Genomic DNA, 24,201 nt, shown 5'->3' on the forward strand with positions numbered 1-24,201 from the left:
ATCGTTATTACGTCAATCGCATAGTTGGTGGTGCAACAGGCGGGTTTGATGTGATCGAGCAATAAAACACATACAACAAAATTAACATTTTAAATTTAATATGAATGAAATTGGGATAATTCAGGTCTTCTTTGTTAAATATATAATGAGAATATCAAATGTTTACTGCTTACTTTAATGCCTTAACACTCGTTAACGATGAAGAATTCAATGCTCTGCTTGATATACAGCTTGATGGCAATAGGCATTTTTATTCCCACACATCAACAACCTTAGAGCAATTAGATAAACTTGATACAAGCCAATTTAATGTCATATTGCTGCAACTATCCGAGGCACCACAACCGACCCTACTGATCCAACTTGTTGACCTGAGTAAAAACGCTAAATTAGTTATTATTGCTGACGATCCAAAGCTCGCGACTTTAGCTTTTGAGATAGGTGCCGTCGATTTTATTACTACACATAGCCCTATTTCACGGCTAAATAAGTGTTTTGAAAAACTTATCCATCTATGCCCTTTAGCAAGTGCGATGGAGCAAGCACATCAGCTTACAAAACCATTGCTAAATTCACACCTAATAGTTAAAGATGTTGGGAAAGTGAGACTCATTGAAATAGACGACATTATTTGGATTAATGGCGCAGGAAATTATGTCGAGCTGCATTTTTGGCAACAAGATGCCGCTGTATTACACCGTGAAACGATGAAAAATATTGAGCAACAGCTCGCCCCTGCGGGGTTTATCAGAGTTCATCGTTCAACACTGGTAAAGCAAGCTGTTATTTCTGAGCTGACAGCCACCGATAGTGGTGACTATAAGCTAAAACTAAAAAATGGCGTGCAACTCAATCTCTCAAGGCGTTATAAAAATAGCTTAGCGACGATATTACAAACCGCTTAATTAAAGCCAGTTTTTTACATAAATATGCTCTGGATATTGCTGCGTATATTGTTGCAAGCTAGCGTGATACCGTACATCCATACCACTTTCACGCCAAATGTTCTCAAGCAGGCTTTGAGCTATTAAGTTTGGTTGAATATAATCAACTTGCTTATAGCCTCGCGCTTTTACACCATGAAAATACGCCTGGGCGACCTCCAAGCTATCGGCCGTTACTAATTCAAAGTCTGCTAAATTAATGACGGCATGCTCTATTGAATTAAGTGGTAACTTGGCTAGGTCATCAAACACTTCTTTAGTGAACGCAATAACACCTTCACGATTAAAGCATCCACTGATTTTAATATAAATCATTGGAGGTTCAATGGAGTATTGCCAATTACCATGCGCGCCAAACATTTTAGTACCTCATATGGTAGTTAAATTTTAGCTAAGCTAATAAAAAATGCCATTTCCAGCGCTTTTTCTTCTAAGCTTTTAAAGCGTCCAGATGCACCACCATGGCCTGCATCCATATCCGTTTTAAATACTAAAATATTATCATCTGTTTTGTATTCTCGCATTTTAGCCACCCACTTCATTGGCTCCCAGTATTGAACCTGAGAATCATGCAATCCTGTCGTGACCAATATGTTTGGGTATGCTTGTGCCTTTATATTGTCATACGGTGAGTATTTATCAATCACATTATAATAGTCAAGGTCATTTGGATTTCCCCATTCATCGTATTCGTTGGTGGTCAAAGGGATTGATTCGTCAAGCATCGTTGTCAGCACATCTAAAAATGGCACGTGGCAACCAACCCCTAAGTAAAGCTCTGGTGCTTGATTAACGACGGCTCCCATTAATAAACCACCTGCACTACCACCTGAGGCAAAAACCTTATCTTGTGCTCCATAACCTTGAGCTACCAATGCGTTAGTTGCATCAACAAAGTCATTAAAACTATTTTGCTTATGCTCTTTTTTACCTTGTTCATACCAATCTCGCCCCAGCATTTCGCTGCCACGCACATGGGCTATTGCATATACAAATCCACGATCTAGCAAACTAAGTGAAGTGCTCGAAAAGCTAGGATCTATGGTGTAACCATACGCACCATAACCATATTGAAAAAGTGGATTGGTTCCATCTTTATTAAATGTGTCTTTACGATACACTAGAGATATGGGTACTTTTACGCCATCACGTGCTGTTATCATTAATCGTTCTGAGGCGTAATTTTCAGGATCGAAGTCACCTAAAACTTGCTGTTGTTTTAATAAGGCCTTTTTACCGTTATTTAAATCGACTTCATACAGCGAACCCGGTGTTGTCAGGCTTGAATAATAAATACGTGCCACGTGCGAATCATGCTCTGGGTTCATTGCTATAGCGGCATAGTAACAAGGGTCATCAAATTCTAACGTCATTCGTTGCTGTTGTTTATTAATAACAATAAAACGCGTTTGTCCTTGCTCGCGCTCAGTCAGCACTAAAAAATCGTTAAATATTTCAACACCTTCTAAAAGTACCTCTGCACGATGGGGCGTGTGCTCAAGCCACTGCATCTTATCCGCAATAGTGGTGGCGGTTGCCGTCATTAAACGAAAGTTTTTTGCCTGCCAATTAGTAACAATATAAAATGTGTCATCAAGTTTATCGATATCAAATTCATGACTTTCTTCACGCGGCATCAACTGAGCAAATTCGCCCCAAGGCTGATTAGCATCTAACACCCACATATCATTAGTTTCAGTGGTCGCTAAATCAATAATAATTAAGCTTTCATCGCGGCTTTTACCTAACCCCATAAAAAAGCTGCGATCTTGTTCTTCATACACTAATACGTCGTCAGATTGTGGTGTACCTAATACATGGCGATAAACCTGATACCCCAACAGGGTTTTAAGATCTTTTTTAACATAAAAAACAGTTTTATTGTCGTTCGCCCAAACAACTTGGCCTTCGGTGTTTTCTAATACATCCTCAAGCAAACCATCGCTATCAATTTTTTTAAATTTAACCACATAAATACGACGACCATCGGTATCTTCAGAGTAAGCAAGTAGTTGTTCATTTGGGCTAATCGCCACCTCGCCTAACTCGTAAAATTCAAAACCTTCAGCAAGTAGGTTTACATCTAATAGCAATTGTTTATCTGCCGTAGTCATTGAACGACTACGGTAATGGCGAGAGTATTCGTCATCGCCACGTACTTCACTGTGGTACCAATACTCGCCATCTTTTACCGGGTAGGTATTGTCATCTTTAACAATTCGCCCTTTTAGCTCCTCAAACAATTGTGTTTGAAAAGGCTTAATTTTTGCGAGTTGCTGATCGCAATAATTATTTTCGGCTTCTAAATGTTTAAGTATCGCAGGCTCAGAGCGATCATCATCACGCATCCAATAGTAATCATCAATTCGTGTTTTTTGATGTGTTGTTAAAGTATGCGGCTGCTTATGTGCAACCGGCGCATTTGAAAGTACAGACAACGATAAGTTTGATTGAGCCACAGAAAAACCAATAAAAAATTTTGAGAATCTGAGTCTACCATAATTTTTAAATGCGCATAAAAAAGCCCACTCAATGAGTGGGCCAAAAAATGCCAAATAGCATTAGGGGGAAACTTGCTGCCAAGCTAAATTCCAACTTTGGCCAACACCAGGCTCATAAAGTGGGTTATTTTCTTCTTTAACTTTGCAAAATTGACTGAAAGGCCAAGGCTTACATTTATAAATTAAACCTGTTTTTGGCTGTAATACTTTAACGCCGGCATTATAGTCATTACTTTTTTCTGGGTAAACATAATCATATGCTGGTTTGTCTGTTTTTATGTCATCGCACTTTGCAATGCAATGAAACGTTATTTCAGCACGTTCAATTCCACACCCCTCAAGGGCGTAAATTTGATTTGACCGATAGGCAACGATTAGCCCTTGTTCGGTCATTTTACCTGCTTCAACTAGCGGTATATGTGTATTAATGTATTCGGCAATAAAACGCGGCCAACTGTGTGGCTCACCCTGCTCAGAGCTGGTGATTTGGTAGTTAAATGATAAACCGACTAGCTCTCCTTGCATGTCAAAAAAGGTTACCGTCACCCTATCACCCACAAATAATTGGGTATGGTGATTTAAGCAACCAATTGGCATCCATTTTCCGCAAGCCAATGACGTATGCATAAACAAAGCAACACCTTAAGAATCACTAATAGGTACTATCCATCATTTGACGGATAAAATAAATACTTTTTTATTACTTTTAGGACAAATGGCACACAGTGAGGGTGTAATAACGCCGTGCGACGGCTCCGCTATCTTAGTTTTAGCACGCTAAAACCTTAGACCGGAAACTTTGCGTCCTAACCTTTCGATTAGTTTGCCAATACAGGTGGATTATAAAGTGAGCTGCATCACAAATCAAACAAAAGAATGTAATCAAAATAAAAAACCAACCCTTAACACCTATAAAAATTAAAAACCGACTGTTAAAGGTGGTCTGAGTATCGATTTAAAAAGCAAAAAGCCAGTGCGTAATGCACTGGCTTTTATAACTCATTATATTTGAGTTGTTTTTCTTTAGGCAAGTTGTTTCCTACGTGAAAATAGGCCTTTTATTTTTCTAAATAGGCCTCTAAATACGCCACCTACGTCACTCATTATAATGTACAAACACGGTACTAATAAGAGTGTAATCAGGGTTGCAAACATAACAGCAAAACCAAGAGCAACCGCCATTGGTATTACGAATTTAGCCTGTAAACTGGTTTCAAACATAATCGGTAATACACCAGCAAACGTAGTAATTGAAGTAAGTAAAATAGGCCTAAAGCGCGCACAACCCGCTTCAATTACAGCATCTTTAATACTCACTCCAGCACGACGCGCTTGGTTTACAAAGTCAGTCATAACTAATGAATCATTGATCACAACACCTGCGGCAGCAATTAAGCCAAAACCTGACATTAAGCTAATATCTAAACCAAACCAGTAATGACCCCAAATTGCTCCCGTTAAACTAAACGGAATAACCGACATTACGATAAGAGGCTGTGCGTAACTTTTTAGTGGAACCGCTAACAAAATATAAACTAAAAACATGCCTCCAATAAAGAACATGATCTGCTCATTAGCTTGTGCTTGTTGTTCTTCTATGGCACCACCTAGCTCAGACTTAACACTTGGGTATTCTTCTTTAAGCTGCGGTAGTAGGTTTTCTTTCACTTGCTTAACCACTTCGTTTGGCTCTATCACTTCTTCGTCGATGCTGCCATATATGTATACTGTACGGTAACCACCTTCTCGGCGAATATAGCTGATACCTGGCTTTTCTGTAAGCTCAACCACATCACCAAGTAATACTTCTCGGCCTTGCGGAGTTGTGATCACTGCATGCTTAAGCGATGAAAAAGCTTCACGAGTGAGTTTTGGGTAACGCACCATTACACGTACTTCTTCACCACCGCGAATAACACGCTGCGCTTCACCACCATAAAAACTCGCCCCAACTTGATTAGCAATCGATGCTAAATCCAAGCCTAAATCATAGGCAACTGGCTTTAAGCTCATTTGCACTTCTTTGCTCGCAGGGTCAATGGTTGAGCTGATATCAAACAATCCCTCTTGTTGTTGCAATAATTGAATAAAGCGACGCCCAGCTTCATTAAGAGTGTTGATATCAGAACCAAATAATAGATAACCAAACTCACCATCACCACCGCCACCATTAACGTCATCTTGGATTGTGAGTGATTTTACACCGGCAATATTTGGCATAGCATCACGCCAGCGACGTGAAAGCTCAAACGCATTGTATGGGCGTAAATCTTCTTCAACCAACGGTGCAAGTAACTGGGCTTCAGTACGACCTTGATTAAATACTAATACGTCACGAACAATCTTTTGGCCAAACTCACGCTCAGTTTGTTTATCAACTTCAAGTACCATGGCTTCGATTTCACGAATAGCAGTAATCGTTTGAATATCAGAAGCGTTATCGTTCATCTCTAGGTTAATTTGTGGAAAATCGTGCGGTACTTTTGGTGTAGGAACCATGCGTACTTGGTTTGATGAAATTAATCCAAAGGTAAAAATTAACATCCCGATAAAACCAAACAGTACCACCCAACGCCACTCAACACAGCGCACAACAAAGCGCTTATAAGGGCCATTTACAAAACCAAAAAAGCGATTATTAAAACGCGCTCGCCAACCATTCGGATCGATAGGCGGAAAGTTCGTGTGTGCAATATGCGCTGGCAATATTAGCTTTGATTCGATCAAACTAAATATTAAACATAAAATCACAATGACGGCGATACCATAAAAGAAAGCACTCTCAGGACCACTTGATAACGTAAACGGGGCAAATACTGCAATGGTTGTTAAAACGCCAAAAGTTGCAGGGGTCGCCACACGTTTTGCGCCGTTGACTACATTAACTACACCACCACCTTTTTTCTCTATTTCAGTGTAGGCACTTTCACCGATGACAATGGCGTCGTCCACCACAATCCCTAGCACCATTATAAAGGCAAAGAGTGAAATAATATTTATGGTCACACCAAATAATGGCATCATCATCATCGCGCCAAGGAAGCAAACTGGCAAACCAATCATTACCCATAACGCCAATTTAAAGCGCAAAAATATTGATAACATAATCGCGACCAATACCGCTCCTTGCAATAAATTGGATAACATCATGTCTAGGCGGGCATTTAAGTAGTAGGTCATATCCATTAACGGTTCTAGTCGAACACCTAATGGAAGATTTTTATTTTTTTGATCAATATACGCTTTTACAGACTCTGCAACTGGGATCATATTTTGATCTTCGGTTGCCTTTACTGATAAGTAAACTGCATTTTCACCGTTAAACTTAAAGTAACGTTCGCCTTCAGTAAATTGGTCTTTTATTACTGCAATATCTTGCAGTAATACTTTAGCACCATTTTCACCTATTTTAACGGGGATCTGACGGAACTCTTCACCTGAATAAAATTGGTTTTCAACTCGTACTGAAATAACACCCGAGTCTGTTTTTAACTGCCCAGCTGAAAAATTAGCTGAATAACGACGTATCGCACCTGCGACGTCAGTTAACGTTAAATTATACTGGCGCAATGTGTCAGGTTCGATTTCAATCGCAATTTCATCAAGCGGTACATCATTAACAACCAACGACACATTTGATAACTGCAGTAATTCGCTTTCAATACGATTGGCAATCGGCTTAAGCTCGCTCAATGGTAAGTCAGCAACTAAAGTCATACCAATCACATCTTGGCGGAATTCTATTTGACTTATGGTGACCGGCTCCATTCCTGCAGGAAAAGTTGCAATACCATCTACGCGCAACTTAACTTTATCAAGCACCTCACTTAATTCAGCATCAGTATTTATTTCTAATTGCGCGCTACCGCCATTACGAAATGAGCGATAGACACCTTTTTTGATTTCGGTAATATCCTTTAAAGACTCTTCAATCTTAATTAAGATACTTTCTTCCATTTCCTGAGGTGACGCCCCCGGGTAATTAGCATTAATAGAAATATAATTGATTTCAACGTTTGGGAACATCTGGCGTTGCATCGTAAAAAAGCTTATAACACCCATCAAAATGATAAAAAACATCATTAAATTTGCCGCAACGGAGTTATTCGCAAAGTAGGCAATTATACCTGTTTGCTTTTCTTTGCTTACAGGATCAACACTTGGTTGATCTGAGCTGGGTAATTCAGTGTTATTCATAACGCAGTCACCCTTTTATAATTTTTCTGTGGCTGCACTATCTAGCGCATCACTTTTTTTAACGTCTGGAACACCCGCAACTTTTACTGCCATACCCTTTTGTGGGTACTCAGGTAAAGTAACAACAAGTTGATCATCCGCTTCTAATCCATCGCTGATATAAAAGTATTCACCCTCTTCGCGAATTACTTTCACTGTACGTGACTCTAATTGCTGCTCTTCATTTACAATCCATACAGTTTGATTATTAACCAGCTCTTGCGGTAAACGATAAATATTCTGCAACATCGTCCCTGCAAAATTTACTTGTACATAACTGCCAAATTTAATTGCTGGTTGTTTATTTGTAAGGCCATATGGGTCATCAATACGCACCACTAAACTACTCATACGCGTTGCGTTATCAATCACACCAAGATCTCGATCTATTACTGCTTGGCGAGTAAAACCATGTAAACCTGTTTTAATCACTGTTGCTGTAATACCTTTTACGCGCTCAGGTAAAAATACATTATCAAAACCAGCGATAGGAATGATGATTTCTGCTTGTTCGATATTATTTAATTCTCCAATTTGAGAGCCCATATTAATATATTGACCAACACCAATATCACGGCTAACAATAAGTGCGTCATAAGGGGCTGTTACATCACAATTATCTAAATCACGTTGCGCTCGCTTTAAACGAGCTTGAGCTGATTTAACAGATGCTTGGGCACTTAATACTTGTGGTTCACGTAAAAATAATGCGGTACGCACTTTACCAGGGAAACGCTTTGCTTCATCGCCAGCAACCTGAGCTTGTGCCTGCTCTTCAATTAGTTTCGATTGCGCTTGGGCCAGCTCTGCTTCAGCCTGTAATAAGGCTGCTTCGTAGTTATCTTTTTCGATACTAAACAATGTTTCACCGCGGGCAACTATGCCACCTGCAACAAAGTTTGGATGCCAACTCACCACTTCACCCGACACTTGTGCAGAAAGGCGTGTGCTTTCAAGTGGCTTAACTTCGCCATAGCTATTAATAACCACTTGGTGATTGTTAGCCGAGACAGGCTCAACTTTTACAGTGGGTCGTGTATCTACGATTTCTTTCTTATCTGGCTCTTGTGCGATTGCATTTATTCCCACAAAGCCGACAATACCTATGCCTAGTGCGACAAAAGGAAGTATCCATTTCAATATACCTGTACGCATTATTATTATTCCCCTTAAAATTTCACTGACAGTATAATAACAGAGCTAAATGAAACATTAACGTGACATTTGTAAGCAACTGTTACAATTTACGTACCAAAACAGGAACGCTTATATTTTACTCTGTTTATCTTTTAGAAATCATTTTTTGAACATTTTGTTACAATAAAATAAATATTAAAATCAACACATTACATTGAACGCAACAGCATTCATCGCGGTTCTCTTTTTTCATTAATTTTATTCGGTACTATTACCTAAATTTTTTACAAGCTGAATGAAATATAAAAATGAAATTAACTACACTCACATTAGCACTGAGCTTAGCATTAGCAACCAGCGGCCACACATTAGCTGCCGATAAAAAAGATGACAAAAAAAGTAAAACTATTGCTGAATTAATTAAAAACAAAACTGAATTCGCTGGTATTTTTAGCTTATACCAAGACGAAAAAACTGGCGATCACTTAATGGTGATTAACGAGTCGCAACTTGATACGCCATTTGTGTATTTCGCACATACTGTTGATGGCGTGACTGATGCTGGACATTTTCGCGGCGCATACCGTGAAACCAAGCTAATTGAATTTAGAAAGTACTTTGACCGTATTGATATTATTAGTAAAACACCGCGCTACCAGTTTGATGAAAACAGCGCAATTGCAAAAGCAGCCGATGCCAATATCAGTGAAGCGGTACTCGCTAGTATTAAAATTGAAAAACAAGAAGAAGGCAAAATCGCTTTTAATGTAGATAAGCTTTTTCTAAGCGAAGCGCTACATAAAGTATCGCCATGGCCAAACCCAAACGACAAAAACGCTAAAAAACGTTTTAAAGTCGGCAAATTAAGTGATAAAAAATCGCGCATTATAAAACAACGCCCTTATGCTAATAACTTAGATGTTGTTGTAGATTATGTATTTGAAAATGCTAACCCAAGTGTTCGTGGCTCAAGCGCCGTTAGCGACCCTCGCAATGTATCTGTAAAAGTACAACATTCATTTGTAGCTTTACCTGACAATAACTATCAACCGCGTATTGATGATGCTCGCATTGGTTACTTTACTAACCAATTTGATCAAATGACTTCGCCAGATTGGGCACCATATAAAGATGTGATAAAACGCTGGGATTTACAGAAAAAAGATCCAAGCGCCGCATTATCAGAGCCAGTAAAACCGATCACATGGTGGATTGAAAATACCACACCAGTTGAATGGCGTGATACCATTGCAAAGGCAACGCTTGCATGGAATACATCGTTTGAAAAAGCGGGAATTAAAAATGCCATCGTAGTAAAAATACAACCAGATGATGCTGATTGGGATGCGGGCGATATAAATTATAACGTACTACGTTGGACTTCATCACCTAAGCCTCCATTTGGTGGTTACGGCCCTGCACTTGCAAACCCGTTAACCGGCGAAATCCTCGGCTCAGACATCATGCTTGAGTTTGTGTTTATGAAAAACCGCTGGATTTACGACACGCTCTTTACTCAAGGCACTATGAACCACAGTAATGAACATGCAAATACCGGTGAACTAAACTGCTCTCTTGGTCATGAAATTCAACAAAATATGATGCTTGCAAATAGCCTATCAACAGGTGCCAGCATTGAAGATAAAGAAATTTTGCGCCAGGGTCTTACACAGTTAGTTTTACATGAAGTCGGCCACACACTGGGTCTTAACCACAACATGAAGTCATCTATATTGTGGAATGAAAAAGACGTACATGACAAAACAAAAACGCAAGGGATCGTGACGGGTTCTGTTATGGATTATGCCCCAGCTAATATCGCACCAATTGGCATGACACAAGGTGACATTTTCCAAACTAAGCCTGGTCCTTACGATGATTGGGCCATAGAATTTGGTTACAGCCAAGCTAAACCAGACAATACTGCTGAACAACAACGTCTAGAAGCCATCTTAGCCCGTTCAACAGAACACAAACTTGCCTTTGGTAATGATGCTGATGATATGCGTGCGCCAGGTCGCCATATTGACCCACGCGTTATGATTGGTGATATGTCGTCTAATCCTGCAGCATATGGCGCAGACAGAATGGCACTAATCAATAAGCTGTTTACTGAACTTAAAGATAAAGCCCGTATTGAAGGTGAATCGCATCAACAACTGCTAATCTCGGCAAACAGCTTGTTTGGTCAATACAGAACACAAGCTAATGTGATTTCTCGTCAAATTGGTGGTGTGTATGTAGAGCGTGCTGTAGTAGGTGGGAATGAGGCGGTTGCACCTTATACACCAGTGCCACTTGAACGCCAACAGCAAGCGATGCAAATTTTAGCTAAAAACGTATTTGCACCGGACGTGCTAACTAGCATGAAGCCACTTTATAGCTACATGCAACAGCAGCGTCGTGGTTTTAATCATTACGGTAAAAATGAAGATCCTAAACCGCATAAAATGATTTTAGGCATGCAAAAATCAGTGTTATCGCAGCTGCTACACCCTGCTGTAATGCAGCGTATTTCAGACACCGCACTTTATGGTAACCAATACAGCCTTAGTCAATTTATGGAAGAGTTATCAGCCAGCATTTTTGTCGATAGTAAACGAGCGAACTCAATCAGCCACAATTTACAAATTGAATATGTAAATCAGCTAATTGCTATTGCCGGACTGGGCAAGACAAGCAAGCACGATAACCTAGCTAAAACAGCCGCACTTTATCAACTAACCCAAATTGCTGATCTCAGCACTGCGTGGGGAGCAGATACGGCAACTAAAGCACATAAAAAGTATATAGACCGCTTAATTAGTAAAGCACTAGAAGCATAAGTCGTTAGACCGTACTTTTATTATATGATCGTCTTGATCAATATAAAAAAGTACGGTCTTTTTATAACACCAAATTATTGATATTTATGCGTAAATTAACCTAACAACATTACTTTCACTTACGCGCCAGTAAATACTCGGTAATTAAATGACAGGAATAGTTATGACTGGTTTGTCTCGGTTCCCCCAAACTTGGTTGCAAAAAAATAAAATTCATTTTAGCCTCGCCCCCTTAGCACTCGCCTGCTCTATTAGCCTTTTTTCTCAACACACTAGCGCAATGGAAGTTGACGGCCAATTAAATGAAGTGCAGTGGCAAACAGCGCACACATTAGTATTAGATAAAACAATTAGACCTTTTAGTCTTGCGGCTGCGCCAGTTGCCTCTGAAGTGAAATACTTTACGAGTGAAGAAGGCATTCACGTTGCAGTTATTGCTCAGCAACCTAAAACACAGCAAACAGCCATGCGTACAGCCCGCGATAGCAATCTTGAAAGTGACTATATTGAACTCATCATTGATTTTGACAACAGTAAAAATACCGCTTATGGCTTTATTCTTGGCAACGGTGGCTCAATGCGCGATGGCATTTGGCAAAACAATAATAGCTTTAAAAGCGACTGGGACGGTACGTGGTTTGGTAAAACCACACAAACTGATAACAGCTGGACTGCTGAATATTTAATCCCTTGGTCAGTTGCCCCCATGGCACAAGCAAGCAGCGCACAACGTCAGCTTGGCCTTTTTGTCCGTCGTCACGACGTCAAATCTGACAGTAGCTACAGCCAAGTGCCTACATCTCGTGAGCAACCTGATTTTATCCGCGAGTTTGGTACTGTTAGCGTTGATAATTTTGCCAGTTCATCACTGGAAATATTCGGCTCCGCAATGTATCAACGAGATATGTTGAACAGCAAAAATAGCAGCAATCTGAGTCTTGATATATTTTGGCGACCAGATGCAAGCCAGCAATTAAGCGTGGCGCTAAACCCTGATTTTGGCCAAGTTGAATCTGATAACCTCGTCGTTAACTTTTCACCATTTGAAACATTCTTTGCCGAACGTCGCTCTTTCTTCACTGAAAACCAGTCACTGTTCGACTTGCAAGGTAATGCAGGGTTGCGATTAGTGCATACACGGCGCATTGGTGTTGATGGCGATATTGATGCTGCAGTAAAATACACCCGCAATGGTAAAAACATAGATTTTGGTGCCATGATGGTTATCGAAGACGATACTCACAGCGGTTTAGACGCAAGTCGTTTTGCTACAGCCAGAGGTCAATATAAGTTCGCAAAAGCACAAGTTGGTTATTTAGCCACTTACGCAGATAGAGCCAGCGAAGGGCGAGAAGCGCAAGTACACACTATTGATTTTAGAACAGATGTCAGTGACAGCATACAAATACAAGGTCAGCTAAGCGGCAGTTTTATTGATAATGAACACGCGCAAGAGCCTGACACACAAGGCCAAGGCGCATGGTTTAATGTAGTGCATAAATTTAATGATAACTGGCAGCAACGACTTAATTTAACGCGCTACACTGATGATTATGACGTTAACGATCTAGGCTTTTTATCGCGCAATGATTTACAGCGTATTTACTACTCTAATGAGCGTTATTTTACAGACTTTAGTGCCGATGATTCATTAAAGCAGCGCCGTGTTGAACTTGCTGCGCGAGTTGATTACAACAGCCAAGGCGATCATCTAAAAAGCTTTATATTTCTCAGCGGTAATGAAGAATACAAAGATACCTCATTTTTGTTTTGGCGCGCTGAATATATCACCTCAGGTAAAGATGACCGTACTAGTCGTGGCAATGGTATATTCAATACCGAGTCAGGTTACGAATTTTTTACTGAATATAACTTTGGTAATCAAAACAAGTTTCGCCACCATATTGGTTTAGGGTATGAAGACACTTTTTCTGACGGTCAAGCCACCAGCTTACATTACCATCCCAGTTATTACTTCACTGATAATTATCGTATATCGTGGAGCTTGTGGGCAGAACAGGAAAAAGACAGTTTACTGTGGATAGATAATCAACTGGCTCGCTATAACTTTAAAGAGCTTAATAACAGCATTGATTTTGATGCCACTATTGATGATAAACAAGAACTAAGAGTACGCTTTCAGTGGATCAGTGCCACAGGTACAGATGGCCAAGCACAGCGTATTAATAGTAACGGCGACTTATACGCTAGCAATGTGGTAGCCAATGACTTCTCGCGCTCTACCACTCGTATGCAAATTCGCTATCGTTATGAGCTGTCGCCACTATCAAATATATTTTTAGTCTACAGCCGAGGCGGACGTTCGGTGAATGACTTAAATCAGGCTAACTTGGAGTTATTTAGTGAAGGTTGGGGAGAGCGCACTGGCGATAATTTTGTCGCAAAAATCCGCTACCGCTTTTAAGCCTGCTTAACTGACACTCTGATTACTCACCCCAAGCCTGTTAACTAAGCCTGGGGTGAGTAACGCGTATTCAAAACCGAACACAGCCGTGTTCGATATCGAACACACATCTACTAAAAAACACCACAAAAACAACCAAACCATTGAAATATAAATAAATTTAATTTTGGCATCAAACTTTCATTAACTACAGTATCAACCAAGATGATGAGTAGATAATGAATATCAATATTGACCAAAAAACAAAACCGAACACATTAAAAGTTGTGCTAATTATTGCAGCGCTTGTGGCTGTCACATGTATCGGTTATTTCACTATTAAACCGACCACACCACAGCTTAGCGCTAACACGCTCAATGTAGTTACTGTACAGCAAGGCGATATTGACATTATGACGCCAGTGTATGGTCAATACGCATCGCGCTATGAGCGCCTGATCAGCGCACCAGCAACAGGGCAAGTGGGTGAGATTTATTTACGAGCAGGTGCTGATGTAGAAGCAACAACTATTATCGCGAAGTTAGTTAATCCTGATTTACAACAGCAATTGTTTGAATCACAGGCCAAACTTGAGCGTATGCATTCTGAATTTGCCTCATTTAAATTTCAAAAACAAAACGAGCAATTAACCTTCCAAGCCGAATTGGCTGATATTGATAGTCAGATACAAGGGGCTAAGTTAGATGTTGACGTAAACCAGCGCCTATCGGATCAAGGTATTGCTGCCAAAATTGATTTAGAGCGTGCCATTCTTAAACACAATCAACTTAAGAAACGCCTAGAATTTGCAAATTACCGCTTTGAAAAACAAAAAGAAATGCACAAGTTAGAACTTGAGCAACAGAAAATTCTATTAACACAGCAACAAAAACAAGTCGATTTAGTCAGCAACAAAGTTGCGGCATTAACTATCACCGCAGGGATTGCAGGCACCCTACAACGTTTAGATATTGAACTTGGAGAGCGGGTAAACCAAGGGCAAGCAATGGCGCGCGTTGGTTCAAAAACACAATTAATGGCAAGACTGAATATCCCACAACGTATTGCTGAGCGTATCCAACTTGGTGCTACGGTTGAATTAAAGCATCCCAATGGCACGCTAAAAGGCACAGTTAAACAGCTGGCATCTGTAGTCGAAAATGGCTTTATTGTAGCCGAAGTACATCTGAGCGAACCATTACCTTCAAACCTACGCCCAGCACAACCAGTCAATGCATTGGTATTCGTTGAGCGCAAAGAGAATGCATTATATGTGAGCCAGCAACCCGGTTTAAAACCACTTGGCGCACAACGACTATACAAACAAATTCCCAACCAACCACAACTACAACAACAGCAAATCACCTTTGGCGAATTAACAGGCTCTGAGCTGTTAATTACCACCGGGGCTATTGCGGGTGAAAAAATTATCACAAATGATTTAAGCCAATGGCATACTTACACCCACTTGGCCCTAGACACTTCAAAACTTTAAGGAAAACCTCATGACAGCACTCGTAACAATTAACAATATCAATAAAGTGTACAGTAAAGGCCAAGTAAAAACACATGCCCTACAAGATGTATCTTTAACTATCAATAAAGGTGAATTCATCGCTATCTCAGGGGCTTCAGGTTGTGGAAAGTCAACCTTGCTCAGTATTTTAGGCCTGCTAGATACGCCAACTGATGGCCATTATCAATTAGCCAATATTGATACACATAGCCTTAAAGTTGATCAACGCTCTAGCGTACGTAACAAGCATATTGGCTATGTATTTCAGTCATTCAATTTAATTGATAGCCTAACTGTATTTGAAAACGTGGCATTGCCATTGGAGCACCGCGGCACATCTAGCAAAGAAATAAAAACCGCAGTGGAGAAACAGCTAGCTGCGGTAAACATGAGTGCACGCTTAGATCATAAACCAAACCAGTTATCTGGCGGACAGCAGCAGCGCGTTGCAATCGCTCGCGCATTAGTAGGCAACCCTGACTTACTGCTAGTAGATGAACCAACCGGTAACTTAGATAGCCAAAACGGCGATGCTGTAATGCAACTGTTACTTGATTTAAACAAGCAAGGTGCCACCGTTGTTATGGTGACGCATGATGAACGTTACAGTCAAATGGCACAGCGTCAAATCCGTTTATTTGATGGTAAAGTATTGGTTGAACATCAGGAGGCCGTTGCATGAGTTTTTATCTACGCGCATTACGTCACGGTGTTTTACGGCTATTTACATTGCCACGCTTGTCACTGCCAATTCTACTTACGTTAAGTTTAACGTTGGCAGCGGTGCTTGCTGTTGTCGCCATGAGTAGCCATCTTATTTTTAAACCTTTACCTGATATAAAAGACGAAAACAGCCTGCATGTCATTAACCGTACCATGGCGGTTTCACAAGACATGCGTGTTTCTATGTTTACTGCTAAGCGCTTGGCACTATTAGCTGAGCAATACAAAGGATACGGCCAGTTTGCTGCATACCAAGCTGACGAAAGTGCGGTAAAAGTGCATGAAACGAATTACCCAGTGTCACGTTTTGATGCCAGTAATAACTTTATGACCATGGTCGGAGGAACCCTGCTACTAGGTGAACAACCAAACAAAGTAAATACTCAAAACTCTGTGTGGATCTCTGAGAGTTTATGGCAAAGCGCATTTCAAAAAAACGTAAATGCAATAGGTCAAACATTACAAATAGACGCCACATCGGTGCAAATTCGCGGAGTGGTCAGTGACTTTTCATCGTTTAATTCCGATAACGATGAAAAATATACTCAACAAGTTTGGCGTTATTATGATTTAGCCGAAAAAGCAGCAATGCCTACACAAATGACGATAGATGGCAGCCTGCAGCCCCTATTTCGCCAAACCGAACGTGCATTTACGGCCGATGACATGGAGAGTTTTTGGCAGCAGTATTATCTTGACCAAGGTGAACAGCTTGGCCCTATGAAACAAATGTTTGAGAGCATGGCCCCAGAAAGCACGGCAACCTTATATCGCGATAACCTGATGGAAGATCAGCAAACCATGCTGTTGTTTTTATTAGCAACTGTGGTCATCTTACTCGTAATGGCAAGCCTCAACCTACTAAACCTATTTATTGCCCATTACCAACAACGCGAACAAGAATTTGCCACACAGTTATGTATGGGCGCATCACGCAACAAATTATTAGTAATGAGCTTTTTAGAAAACCTGAGCACCTTTTTACTCGCCGCAGTATTAGGTTTGTTAGGTGCAGCTTGGCTGATTAGGCTATTACCTATCATCAGTGGTGGTAATATCGCGATGCTTGAACTAGTGCAAATTGATGCAATAACTATTGCTGTTGCGGTTGCAATTGTGCTGACGATAAATTTATTTTTTGCATTTTTATCAACCCGTCAGTTTGATCAAACACAACTAATTAGCAACCTTAATAACGGTAATAAGGGTGTCAATGCAGGTAAAGTGACCCGTCTTAGTCAAGTGTTATTTATTGCACAGTTAAGCTCCGCTGCGGTTATTTTAACGGGCACCGCTATGCTGGCAAATACCGCCTACGATAAGCTAAATATTCACTTAGGTTTTGAGCCAGGAAATACACTAATAGCCAATGTACGTCTACAAAGTAACGATGATCCGATTTTAGACAGTGCTGAAATTGAGGAAAAAGTAGCGCAAGTCGCACAAGATCCTGAGGCCGCAGAGCAAAAAACTAAGCAACGCTATCAGGGGGCGCTCGAAATAAAAAATCAACTTGAGCAAGCAATCCTCCAAGTGCAGCCCAATATCACCCCACTACAAAGCCAAGGCGAACCCTTTAGTTTTAATACCGTCATAAATATGACTGAGGATGAGCAAACACAAGAGCGCTTTACCTATATGACGATTAATATTGCGCCTGATTATTTACAGACCTATAAGCTCAATTTGCTAGCAGGGCAGAATATGACTCAAACGCAGTATCTAAATTTAGAGCCTGTGGCATTGATCAACGAAACCTTTGCCAAGCAATTGTCCACAGATGGCACGATTGAATCGGTAATAGGTAAAAAAGTTTCTAATCGTCAAGTTATTGGAGTAATCGCAGACAATTACACCATGATGGCAAAAGATCAGGGCTATCCAACTATGCTTTACAGTTATTCGCACGATAATGCTAATTTTGGGATCAATATTGCTATGCAGCTACCACCAGGGCAGAGCTTTGACAAACATGCCATTATGCAAGCGATTCAATATGCTCACCCACAAGTGGTTGAAGTAGATGCACGCACACTTGATGAGCGCTGGGCAGAACAAACAATGCCGCAGCGCGTACAGTTTTATTTTATCAGTGCGTTATCTCTATTAACTTTACTACTTGCAGCCGTAGGTAGTAATGGTATGGCGATGAGCTTTACAGAATTAAAACGCTTTGAACTTGCAATACGCATGGCAACCGGCGCAAGCCGTATTAACCTAATGAAGCGAACATTAAAAAGCTTTAATGGCTTACTACTGAGTGCGCTAGCTATTGCTATTACCCTCGCCTGCGGTCTTTATTTAGCGCTACAAAAAGCAATTCCTATGTTGCCAGCATTTTCTTGGCAAGCACTAACAATATTCACTAGTTTATTGATTGCTATCGTCTTTATTGCCATTGTTTTGGTAGTATGGCGTATTATTAATGCTGACCCTATGCGTGCGCTTAGAGAGCAATAAACTTTTAAGGAGATGGCAGCATACGCTGCCATTACAACCACAATGACCCCACACACTATTTTAGTTGTTGATGACGACGATGACATTCGCTTTGCCCTATCACTACTTTTAGAGCAGGCAGGCTATCGTGTGGTTGAAGCTGATGGACCAAGCCAATGCATGCAATTGCTCTGTCGGTTAACGCCTGCGCTGGTGTTACTGGACATGAACTTCACCCGTGATACAACTTCAGGAAAGGAAGGTCTTGCACTACTAGAGCAAATCACGCCATTGGATATTCCCGTTATGCTAATGACTGCATGGGCAAATATTGAACTTGCAGTAACCGGGTTACAAACTGGCGCTAAAGATTTTATTGAAAAACCATGGCGAAAAGAAAAATTACTCAGCCAAATAGCTAATCACATTAAGCCTATTACTACGCAGCCGACACAAAGTGATTGGATAGCATACTCCAGCGCGATGCAATCGCTCAATACCCTAATAACACAGCTTGCACCAACCGATGCTAACTTATTAATTTTAGGAGAAAACGGCACGGGTAAATCACAACTAGCCAAGCGTATCCACCAATTAAGCGCACGCAGTGAAGCCCCCTTTGTGAGCCTAAATATGGGTGCTGTTGCAGAGTCTCTATTTGAAAGTGAGCTATTCGGTCATCATAAAGGCGCGTTTACCGACGCTAAGCAAGACCGCACTGGTGCGTTTAGCCGCGCCAAAAATGGCACCTTATTTATGGATGAAATAGGCACTTTACCGTTTCATTTACAGCCTAAATTATTGCAAGTACTCGAAACCGGTGAATTTACACCGCTGGGCGCAAACAACAGTGAGCAGGTTAACGTACGCCTAATTGCAGCAACCAATCAAGACTTAGCCAGCGCGATTACAAACGGGCAATTTCGCCAAGATTTATATTATCGCTTAAACACCTTTGTGATCACGCTCCCAGCTCTGCGTGAACGAAAAGACGATATATTGCCACTCGCCGCACATTTTATTAATCAGTTTGCTGGTAAATATAACAAGTCGCCTTGCACATTATCCCTAAGCGTTGAAGAGCTGCTATGCAACCATAGCTGGCCCGGTAATATTCGTGAGCTAAGCCATGTAATAGAACGCGCTATGTTGATTTGCACGCAGAGTGTCATCGAATTAGCCCATATAATGCTGGATAGCCAAACAAGTAAAAGCCAATTAATTCCACAACTCACACTTGAAGAGCTTGAAAAACAAAGAATCACTGACGTACTACAACAGCATAACCAACAAATAACTGCGGCGGCAAAAAGTTTAGGTATTTCACGTAATGCGCTGTACCGACGGATGGAAAAATACCAACTAGAGGGGTTTGATGAGTAACTTTAAAGTGAGCCATAAAGCCAAGGTAATTAGCACGTTCACTGGTATTTTTTGCGCTATTATTGTGCCAAGTACAGGCTGGATTTACCAATTCAGCCAAGACGTACTGCTAACTACCACTTTGGCTATTTGCCTTGGTTACCTGCTTATTATGTGTATCTACAGGCTATTTAACGCTTATTTTTCGCCTGTTGCTCAGCTGCAAGCCTACATTGATGCAAAACAGCAAGGGCAAAGTAACCTTAGCTTAGGTTACAAAGATCCAAGCTCACCATGGACGGCTCTCGGTGCACAAATTGAAACGCTATTTAACAAGCCTGCACCACAATCAACGCATTTGATCGACGGGCTATTTCAACACTGGCCCCACCCAGTAGCCCTATTTAACGAGCAAGAGCAGCTTATTTTCTTCAATCATCCGATGTATCAGCAACTTAAAACGCCGCTACTACGGGGTATGAGTATGGCTGAATGCGGTTTTACAGTTAAAGATAAACAATGTAGTCATGCTAAATTAAATCAAAATTGGCAAGTGCAACGTATTGCGCTCAATGATACAAAACAAACACTTATTACCGCCAGTTATATTGGTCATCAACTGCAAGATGCAAAACGTCAATCCCAAGCTGATTTAATTCGTATTTTATCGCATGAGTTAAATAACTCGCTGACCCCCATGGCATCTATGACAGATACACTACTAAGCACAGAAACACTAAATGAAAAACAAACAAGACAAGTATTAACGCGAGTAAAATCACGCAGTGAATCACTGCTGCAGTTTATAAAAGCCTACTCAGAATTAAGCCGCTTGCCTGCAGCAAAGCCACACTACTTTGATTTAAAAGTCTTGGCGACTCTCAATGCTGCCGAGCAAAATATTCAACTTAATTTTGCAGGCCAGTCGCAATGCTTTGCTGATAAGCTACTTATTGAGCAACTGTTAATTAATGTATTTAAAAATACATTTGAGGCCACTCACAGTCCTGCATGTATAACCTTACGTTGCTTTCACCAAGCCGATATACAAATACTGCAACTGACCGACAACGGCCCAGGTTTTGCTAATCTAGAGCACGCAATCCAGCCTTTATACACCACTAAAAAAACCGGCAACGGGCTTGGACTCGCACTATGTAACGACATAATACAAAAGCACAACGGCCAGCTACAGTTAGCAAATACCGAACATGGCGCGCAAATCACCATTAAACTTCCGCAAGGCAGCACCAAATAGCAGTTATAAATATCAGTTATAAATATCAGTTATAAATAAATCGTGCCTTGCATATAGCGTACAGCCCGCCCTGTTAAAGTCACTGTATGATCACCTACATCACATTGCATATGCCCACCCCGGCTTGAAGCTTGATACGCGCTGAGTGACTTTTTACCTAATTGCTGCGCCCAGTAAGGCGCAAGACCCGTATGAATTGAGCCAGTTACAAAGTCTTCATCGCCACCACTTGCAGGCCAAAAATAACGTGAGATAAAATCATATTCTGTACTTTTAGCCGTCGCAACTACATCTAACGGATATAAGGTTTTGAGCAAACTAGAGTCTGTTTTAAGGTGAACGACATCTTCCTCATTTTCATAAATAACAAAGTAAGCCTGCTGATTTTTCAACACCTTAATTGGTTGTATAGACAAGCCATCAAACAACTCTGAAGGTATATTCTCAGCCTCACTCGGTGCTTGCTTCGGGAAGGTCATAGCAAAGCTAGCATCATCATTTTTATTGATAATTAGCTCACCTACCGCAGGTGCATGAAACGTTACTTGCTTTACATCATGCTGTTCACACAACACAAAAGCGGCGGCAAGTGTGGCATGGCCGCAAAAATCAATTTCCATTAATGGTGAAAACCAACGTATTGCAAAGCTTCCATCGGCTTGTTTGCACGTAAACGCGGTTTCAGACACATTATTCTCAGCGCCTATTTGTAGCATAAGCTCATCACTTAGCCACGCTTCAACATCGATTACCGCAGCATAGTTACCTTTGAATAATTCACTGGTGAATGCATCAATTTGATGAATCGTTAATTGCATCTGCTTTCCTAATTAATGAGGTATTTATAACTTAATGTTTAAACACGAAGAGGGCAAAATATCTTTAGGGACTGTGGTTTTATTCTCCCCTATCGCTTGCATACCAGTAACAGGTTTATCAAACCCACACAGCCAAGCAATCGGGCTTGTTGGGCTCCCCATCACAACCGCAGGACGAAATGTAAGTACCGTATTTTGTAAAGGCGCAGAAGCTTTGTTACCTAAGCTAATATGAATGGCGCCGCCATCTACGCTGATCCCAGTAACGCGATTACCAATTAAAAATTCACTCGCGGGTACGCCTGCCTGTTCATTATTTGCAGGAAATCGCCCTTGCTCTAAATAAAAAGCAGTGACGTCTTCGCGAATTGCAGCCGCCATTGCCAAGGGGTCAACCAATTCACTGCGTTGTAAGTATTTACTATATTGCGGCAATGCAACAGACGCCAAAATACCTATAATAGCCACAACGACCATTAACTCAATGAGTGTAAATCCTTTATGCCTCATACTATTTCTCCAATCATAAAAATAGGTTTGTATGCTTGTTGTAAAAACAAGCAAATGATTAAAACTAAAATAGCGGTGAATAGGTAAATGAGCTTGTTGATATAGACTTTAATCGTGTCATTTAATAGCCGCAGCTTTTGCTCTACTAAAAATGCAAATTCATCACTTATCGCCAGTCCATGTAATTGACAGCTTTCTAAATACATGATTTCGGGTAAAGCTGAACGGTCTTTTGAGCCACGCTCAAAAAAGCCAAGAACTGCCATCAAAGTAGCGTATTGTTGTTTTATCTGCTTAGGAATAAATAAGCCACGTATTCCCAAAAATAAATCTGGTGAGGCTAAATTACATGCCTCTCGTAGTTTAAAAATAGTAAAGCACACAACTGCAAATAGCATTGCTAACACGACAATACCAACATACCAATACTGAGTGTATTGCATTAACGAGTCTGCCACATTGATATTATGAGAACTAAGCACCTCTGAAAAAGTAGGGAGCACAAACACTTGATAGATAGTGCTAATCGCAATAAAAATAACGAACAAAGCAGCTAGATAACTAAGCTTATCTTTATAGTCAAAGGAAGGGGATGCGATGATTTTTGGCAATGTGCTATAACAAGCTGATAATTGCTTTTGCTCACTCGGATTTGGATTGCCGACTAACTGCGCCGCTAATTTTTTTGCAAGCTGACTTTCAGGCTGCCCTGCTTTATAGATTTTTAAGTGAGTCGCTGAACGTAATTGATTTTGCTGGGTAGTGTTAAGATCATTTGCTAGTGAATATAATCGACACAAATAACCGAGCTGATTCCAATTCATACCCTATCCTTTTTATTTTAAGATAGGGTAATTTGCCATACAATCAGCTGGTTTGGAATTAATTGTTGGCTATTCAAGCACATTTTAGATTATTGCAGGGCGCATTTTATAGTATTGAATACAGCCCAGTTGTGCGGCATTAGTAAGTAGTATCATCACAAATGTTAAGATATGCGAAGTGCTTGGTACAACCATCGCCAATTCTGCAAATAAACCACACACACCCGCTAAAAATTGCAGGCTAAAGTAACGCGCACTTAAGTTACTTATATCGCCACTGCGTAGTGTTTTATAAGTTTGTGGCATTACCCTTACCGAACTCATAATTAGCCCTACAAACGTTAACCACGTCAGCACTTTTGCAATCTCAAGCTCAGGGTTTAGTAAGAGTAAAAATGGTAAAAGTGAGAAGCCAAGCATCGCTGCTAATTGAATTCGCTCCTCTCGCTTTGCGTTATAGCGGGCAAAATAGTACAAAATCAAGCCGCTTAAACCACCAGTCACTACAAACGGTAACACCATGTAATACCGCTCAAAGTATAAATTAAAAGTAATAAAGTAGACACTTTGCGCAACACCAAATGTCATCATCAATAACGATAACCCTGACACACTGCGATTTTTACGTATTTTATTAAGTAACGGTAAAAAACTAAATACTAGAATAAATGATGATAATATCGGCAGATAATGCGCCAAAATA

General features: G+C 40.6%; 17 protein-coding genes and 1 riboswitch. Of the genes, 8 read left to right on the top strand and 9 right to left on the bottom strand.

Annotation, left to right across the window (positions count from 1 at the left end):
• The first annotated feature begins 158 nt into the window (after positions 1-158).
• Positions 159-905, top strand: a complete 747-nt coding sequence (locus ACJJVX_RS20720; RefSeq protein WP_405633327.1) for a LytR/AlgR family response regulator transcription factor — start codon at positions 159-161, stop codon at positions 903-905.
• Here the strand turns inward: ACJJVX_RS20720 and ACJJVX_RS20725 are convergent, their stop codons facing one another.
• The 5 genes from ACJJVX_RS20725 to ACJJVX_RS20745 all read right to left on the bottom strand — a co-directional run bounded on the left by ACJJVX_RS20725 (position 906) and on the right by ACJJVX_RS20745 (position 8,836).
• Entirely contained in the window at positions 906-1,304 is a 399-nt protein-coding gene (locus ACJJVX_RS20725; RefSeq protein ID WP_170173288.1) for a hypothetical protein, read from the bottom strand.
• 20 nt (positions 1,305-1,324) lie between these two features.
• Entirely contained in the window at positions 1,325-3,403 is a 2,079-nt protein-coding gene (locus ACJJVX_RS20730) for a S9 family peptidase (protein ID WP_405633330.1), read from the bottom strand.
• A gap of 102 nt (positions 3,404-3,505) precedes the next feature.
• Entirely contained in the window at positions 3,506-4,072 is a 567-nt protein-coding gene (locus tag ACJJVX_RS20735) for a chitin-binding protein (protein WP_405633333.1), read from the bottom strand.
• A gap of 118 nt (positions 4,073-4,190) precedes the next feature.
• Positions 4,191-4,283, bottom strand: a riboswitch (cyclic di-GMP riboswitch).
• 185 nt (positions 4,284-4,468) lie between these two features.
• Positions 4,469-7,642 (bottom strand): efflux RND transporter permease subunit, encoded by a 3,174-nt coding sequence (locus tag ACJJVX_RS20740; RefSeq protein ID WP_054205861.1) that lies wholly within the window; start codon positions 7,640-7,642, stop codon positions 4,469-4,471.
• 15 nt (positions 7,643-7,657) lie between these two features.
• Entirely contained in the window at positions 7,658-8,836 is a 1,179-nt protein-coding gene (locus tag ACJJVX_RS20745) for an efflux RND transporter periplasmic adaptor subunit (protein WP_054205860.1), read from the bottom strand.
• A gap of 290 nt (positions 8,837-9,126) precedes the next feature.
• On the opposite strand from ACJJVX_RS20745, the gene ACJJVX_RS20750 reads away from it, so the two are divergent.
• The 7 genes from ACJJVX_RS20750 to ACJJVX_RS20780 all read left to right on the top strand — a co-directional run bounded on the left by ACJJVX_RS20750 (position 9,127) and on the right by ACJJVX_RS20780 (position 21,346).
• Positions 9,127-11,643 carry a zinc-dependent metalloprotease gene (locus ACJJVX_RS20750; protein WP_170173285.1) on the top strand — a complete coding sequence of 839 codons (2,517 nt, stop codon included), beginning with the start codon at positions 9,127-9,129 and terminating at the stop codon, positions 11,641-11,643.
• A gap of 148 nt (positions 11,644-11,791) precedes the next feature.
• A complete protein-coding gene (locus tag ACJJVX_RS20755; RefSeq protein ID WP_405633336.1) occupies positions 11,792-14,068 on the top strand; it encodes a DUF5916 domain-containing protein in 2,277 nt (758 codons plus the stop codon).
• A 218-nt stretch (positions 14,069-14,286) separates the two neighbouring features.
• Positions 14,287-15,543 (top strand): HlyD family secretion protein, encoded by a 1,257-nt coding sequence (locus ACJJVX_RS20760; protein ID WP_054205857.1) that lies wholly within the window; start codon positions 14,287-14,289, stop codon positions 15,541-15,543.
• Between the two features lie 10 nt (positions 15,544-15,553).
• Positions 15,554-16,246 (top strand): ABC transporter ATP-binding protein, encoded by a 693-nt coding sequence (locus ACJJVX_RS20765; protein WP_054205856.1) that lies wholly within the window; start codon positions 15,554-15,556, stop codon positions 16,244-16,246.
• The gene (locus ACJJVX_RS20770; protein WP_405633339.1) at positions 16,243-18,747 is read left to right on the top strand and encodes an ABC transporter permease; all 2,505 of its coding nucleotides are present in this window, start codon (positions 16,243-16,245) and stop codon (positions 18,745-18,747) included. Before ACJJVX_RS20765 ends, ACJJVX_RS20770 begins: the two co-directional genes overlap by 4 nt.
• Before the next feature lie 12 nt (positions 18,748-18,759).
• Positions 18,760-20,109: a sigma-54-dependent transcriptional regulator gene (locus ACJJVX_RS20775; RefSeq protein WP_405633341.1), complete on the top strand. Its 1,350-nt coding sequence runs from the start codon at positions 18,760-18,762 to the stop codon at positions 20,107-20,109.
• Positions 20,102-21,346 (top strand): sensor histidine kinase, encoded by a 1,245-nt coding sequence (locus ACJJVX_RS20780; protein ID WP_405633343.1) that lies wholly within the window; start codon positions 20,102-20,104, stop codon positions 21,344-21,346. Before ACJJVX_RS20775 ends, ACJJVX_RS20780 begins: the two co-directional genes overlap by 8 nt.
• A 29-nt stretch (positions 21,347-21,375) precedes the next feature.
• Here the strand turns inward: ACJJVX_RS20780 and ACJJVX_RS20785 are convergent, their stop codons facing one another.
• The 4 genes from ACJJVX_RS20785 to ACJJVX_RS20800 form a co-directional block, all read right to left on the bottom strand.
• Positions 21,376-22,164 (bottom strand): PhzF family phenazine biosynthesis protein, encoded by a 789-nt coding sequence (locus ACJJVX_RS20785; RefSeq protein WP_405633346.1) that lies wholly within the window; start codon positions 22,162-22,164, stop codon positions 21,376-21,378.
• Between the two features lie 24 nt (positions 22,165-22,188).
• The gene (locus ACJJVX_RS20790; RefSeq protein WP_342883029.1) at positions 22,189-22,674 is read right to left on the bottom strand and encodes a pilin; all 486 of its coding nucleotides are present in this window, start codon (positions 22,672-22,674) and stop codon (positions 22,189-22,191) included.
• Positions 22,671-23,498, bottom strand: a complete 828-nt coding sequence (locus ACJJVX_RS20795) for a hypothetical protein (RefSeq protein WP_405633349.1) — start codon at positions 23,496-23,498, stop codon at positions 22,671-22,673. Before ACJJVX_RS20795 ends, ACJJVX_RS20790 begins: the two co-directional genes overlap by 4 nt.
• A gap of 84 nt (positions 23,499-23,582) precedes the next feature.
• Positions 23,583-24,197 (bottom strand): PQ-loop domain-containing transporter, encoded by a 615-nt coding sequence (locus ACJJVX_RS20800; protein WP_054205850.1) that lies wholly within the window; start codon positions 24,195-24,197, stop codon positions 23,583-23,585.
• Between the last annotated feature and the right edge of the window lie 4 nt (positions 24,198-24,201).

This window comes from Pseudoalteromonas sp. Ld20, from assembly GCF_045064175.1.
GTDB classification, from domain to species: domain Bacteria; phylum Pseudomonadota; class Gammaproteobacteria; order Enterobacterales; family Alteromonadaceae; genus Pseudoalteromonas; species Pseudoalteromonas neustonica.

Coding starts and splice junctions, on each gene's coding strand:
- ACJJVX_RS20780 (WP_405633343.1), top strand. CDS start 20,102: ATGAGTAACTTTAAAGTGAGCCATAAAGCCAAGGTAATTAGCACGTTC.
- ACJJVX_RS20775 (WP_405633341.1), top strand. CDS start 18,760: ATGGCAGCATACGCTGCCATTACAACCACAATGACCCCACACACTATT.
- ACJJVX_RS20755 (WP_405633336.1), top strand. CDS start 11,792: ATGACAGGAATAGTTATGACTGGTTTGTCTCGGTTCCCCCAAACTTGG.
- ACJJVX_RS20740 (WP_054205861.1), bottom strand. CDS start 7,642: ATGAATAACACTGAATTACCCAGCTCAGATCAACCAAGTGTTGATCCT.
- ACJJVX_RS20785 (WP_405633346.1), bottom strand. CDS start 22,164: ATGCAATTAACGATTCATCAAATTGATGCATTCACCAGTGAATTATTC.
- ACJJVX_RS20720 (WP_405633327.1), top strand. CDS start 159: ATGTTTACTGCTTACTTTAATGCCTTAACACTCGTTAACGATGAAGAA.
- ACJJVX_RS20795 (WP_405633349.1), bottom strand. CDS start 23,498: ATGAATTGGAATCAGCTCGGTTATTTGTGTCGATTATATTCACTAGCA.
- ACJJVX_RS20725 (WP_170173288.1), bottom strand. CDS start 1,304: ATGTTTGGCGCGCATGGTAATTGGCAATACTCCATTGAACCTCCAATG.
- ACJJVX_RS20735 (WP_405633333.1), bottom strand. CDS start 4,072: ATGCATACGTCATTGGCTTGCGGAAAATGGATGCCAATTGGTTGCTTA.
- ACJJVX_RS20765 (WP_054205856.1), top strand. CDS start 15,554: ATGACAGCACTCGTAACAATTAACAATATCAATAAAGTGTACAGTAAA.
- ACJJVX_RS20790 (WP_342883029.1), bottom strand. CDS start 22,674: ATGAGGCATAAAGGATTTACACTCATTGAGTTAATGGTCGTTGTGGCT.
- ACJJVX_RS20745 (WP_054205860.1), bottom strand. CDS start 8,836: ATGCGTACAGGTATATTGAAATGGATACTTCCTTTTGTCGCACTAGGC.
- ACJJVX_RS20760 (WP_054205857.1), top strand. CDS start 14,287: ATGAATATCAATATTGACCAAAAAACAAAACCGAACACATTAAAAGTT.
- ACJJVX_RS20770 (WP_405633339.1), top strand. CDS start 16,243: ATGAGTTTTTATCTACGCGCATTACGTCACGGTGTTTTACGGCTATTT.
- ACJJVX_RS20750 (WP_170173285.1), top strand. CDS start 9,127: ATGAAATTAACTACACTCACATTAGCACTGAGCTTAGCATTAGCAACC.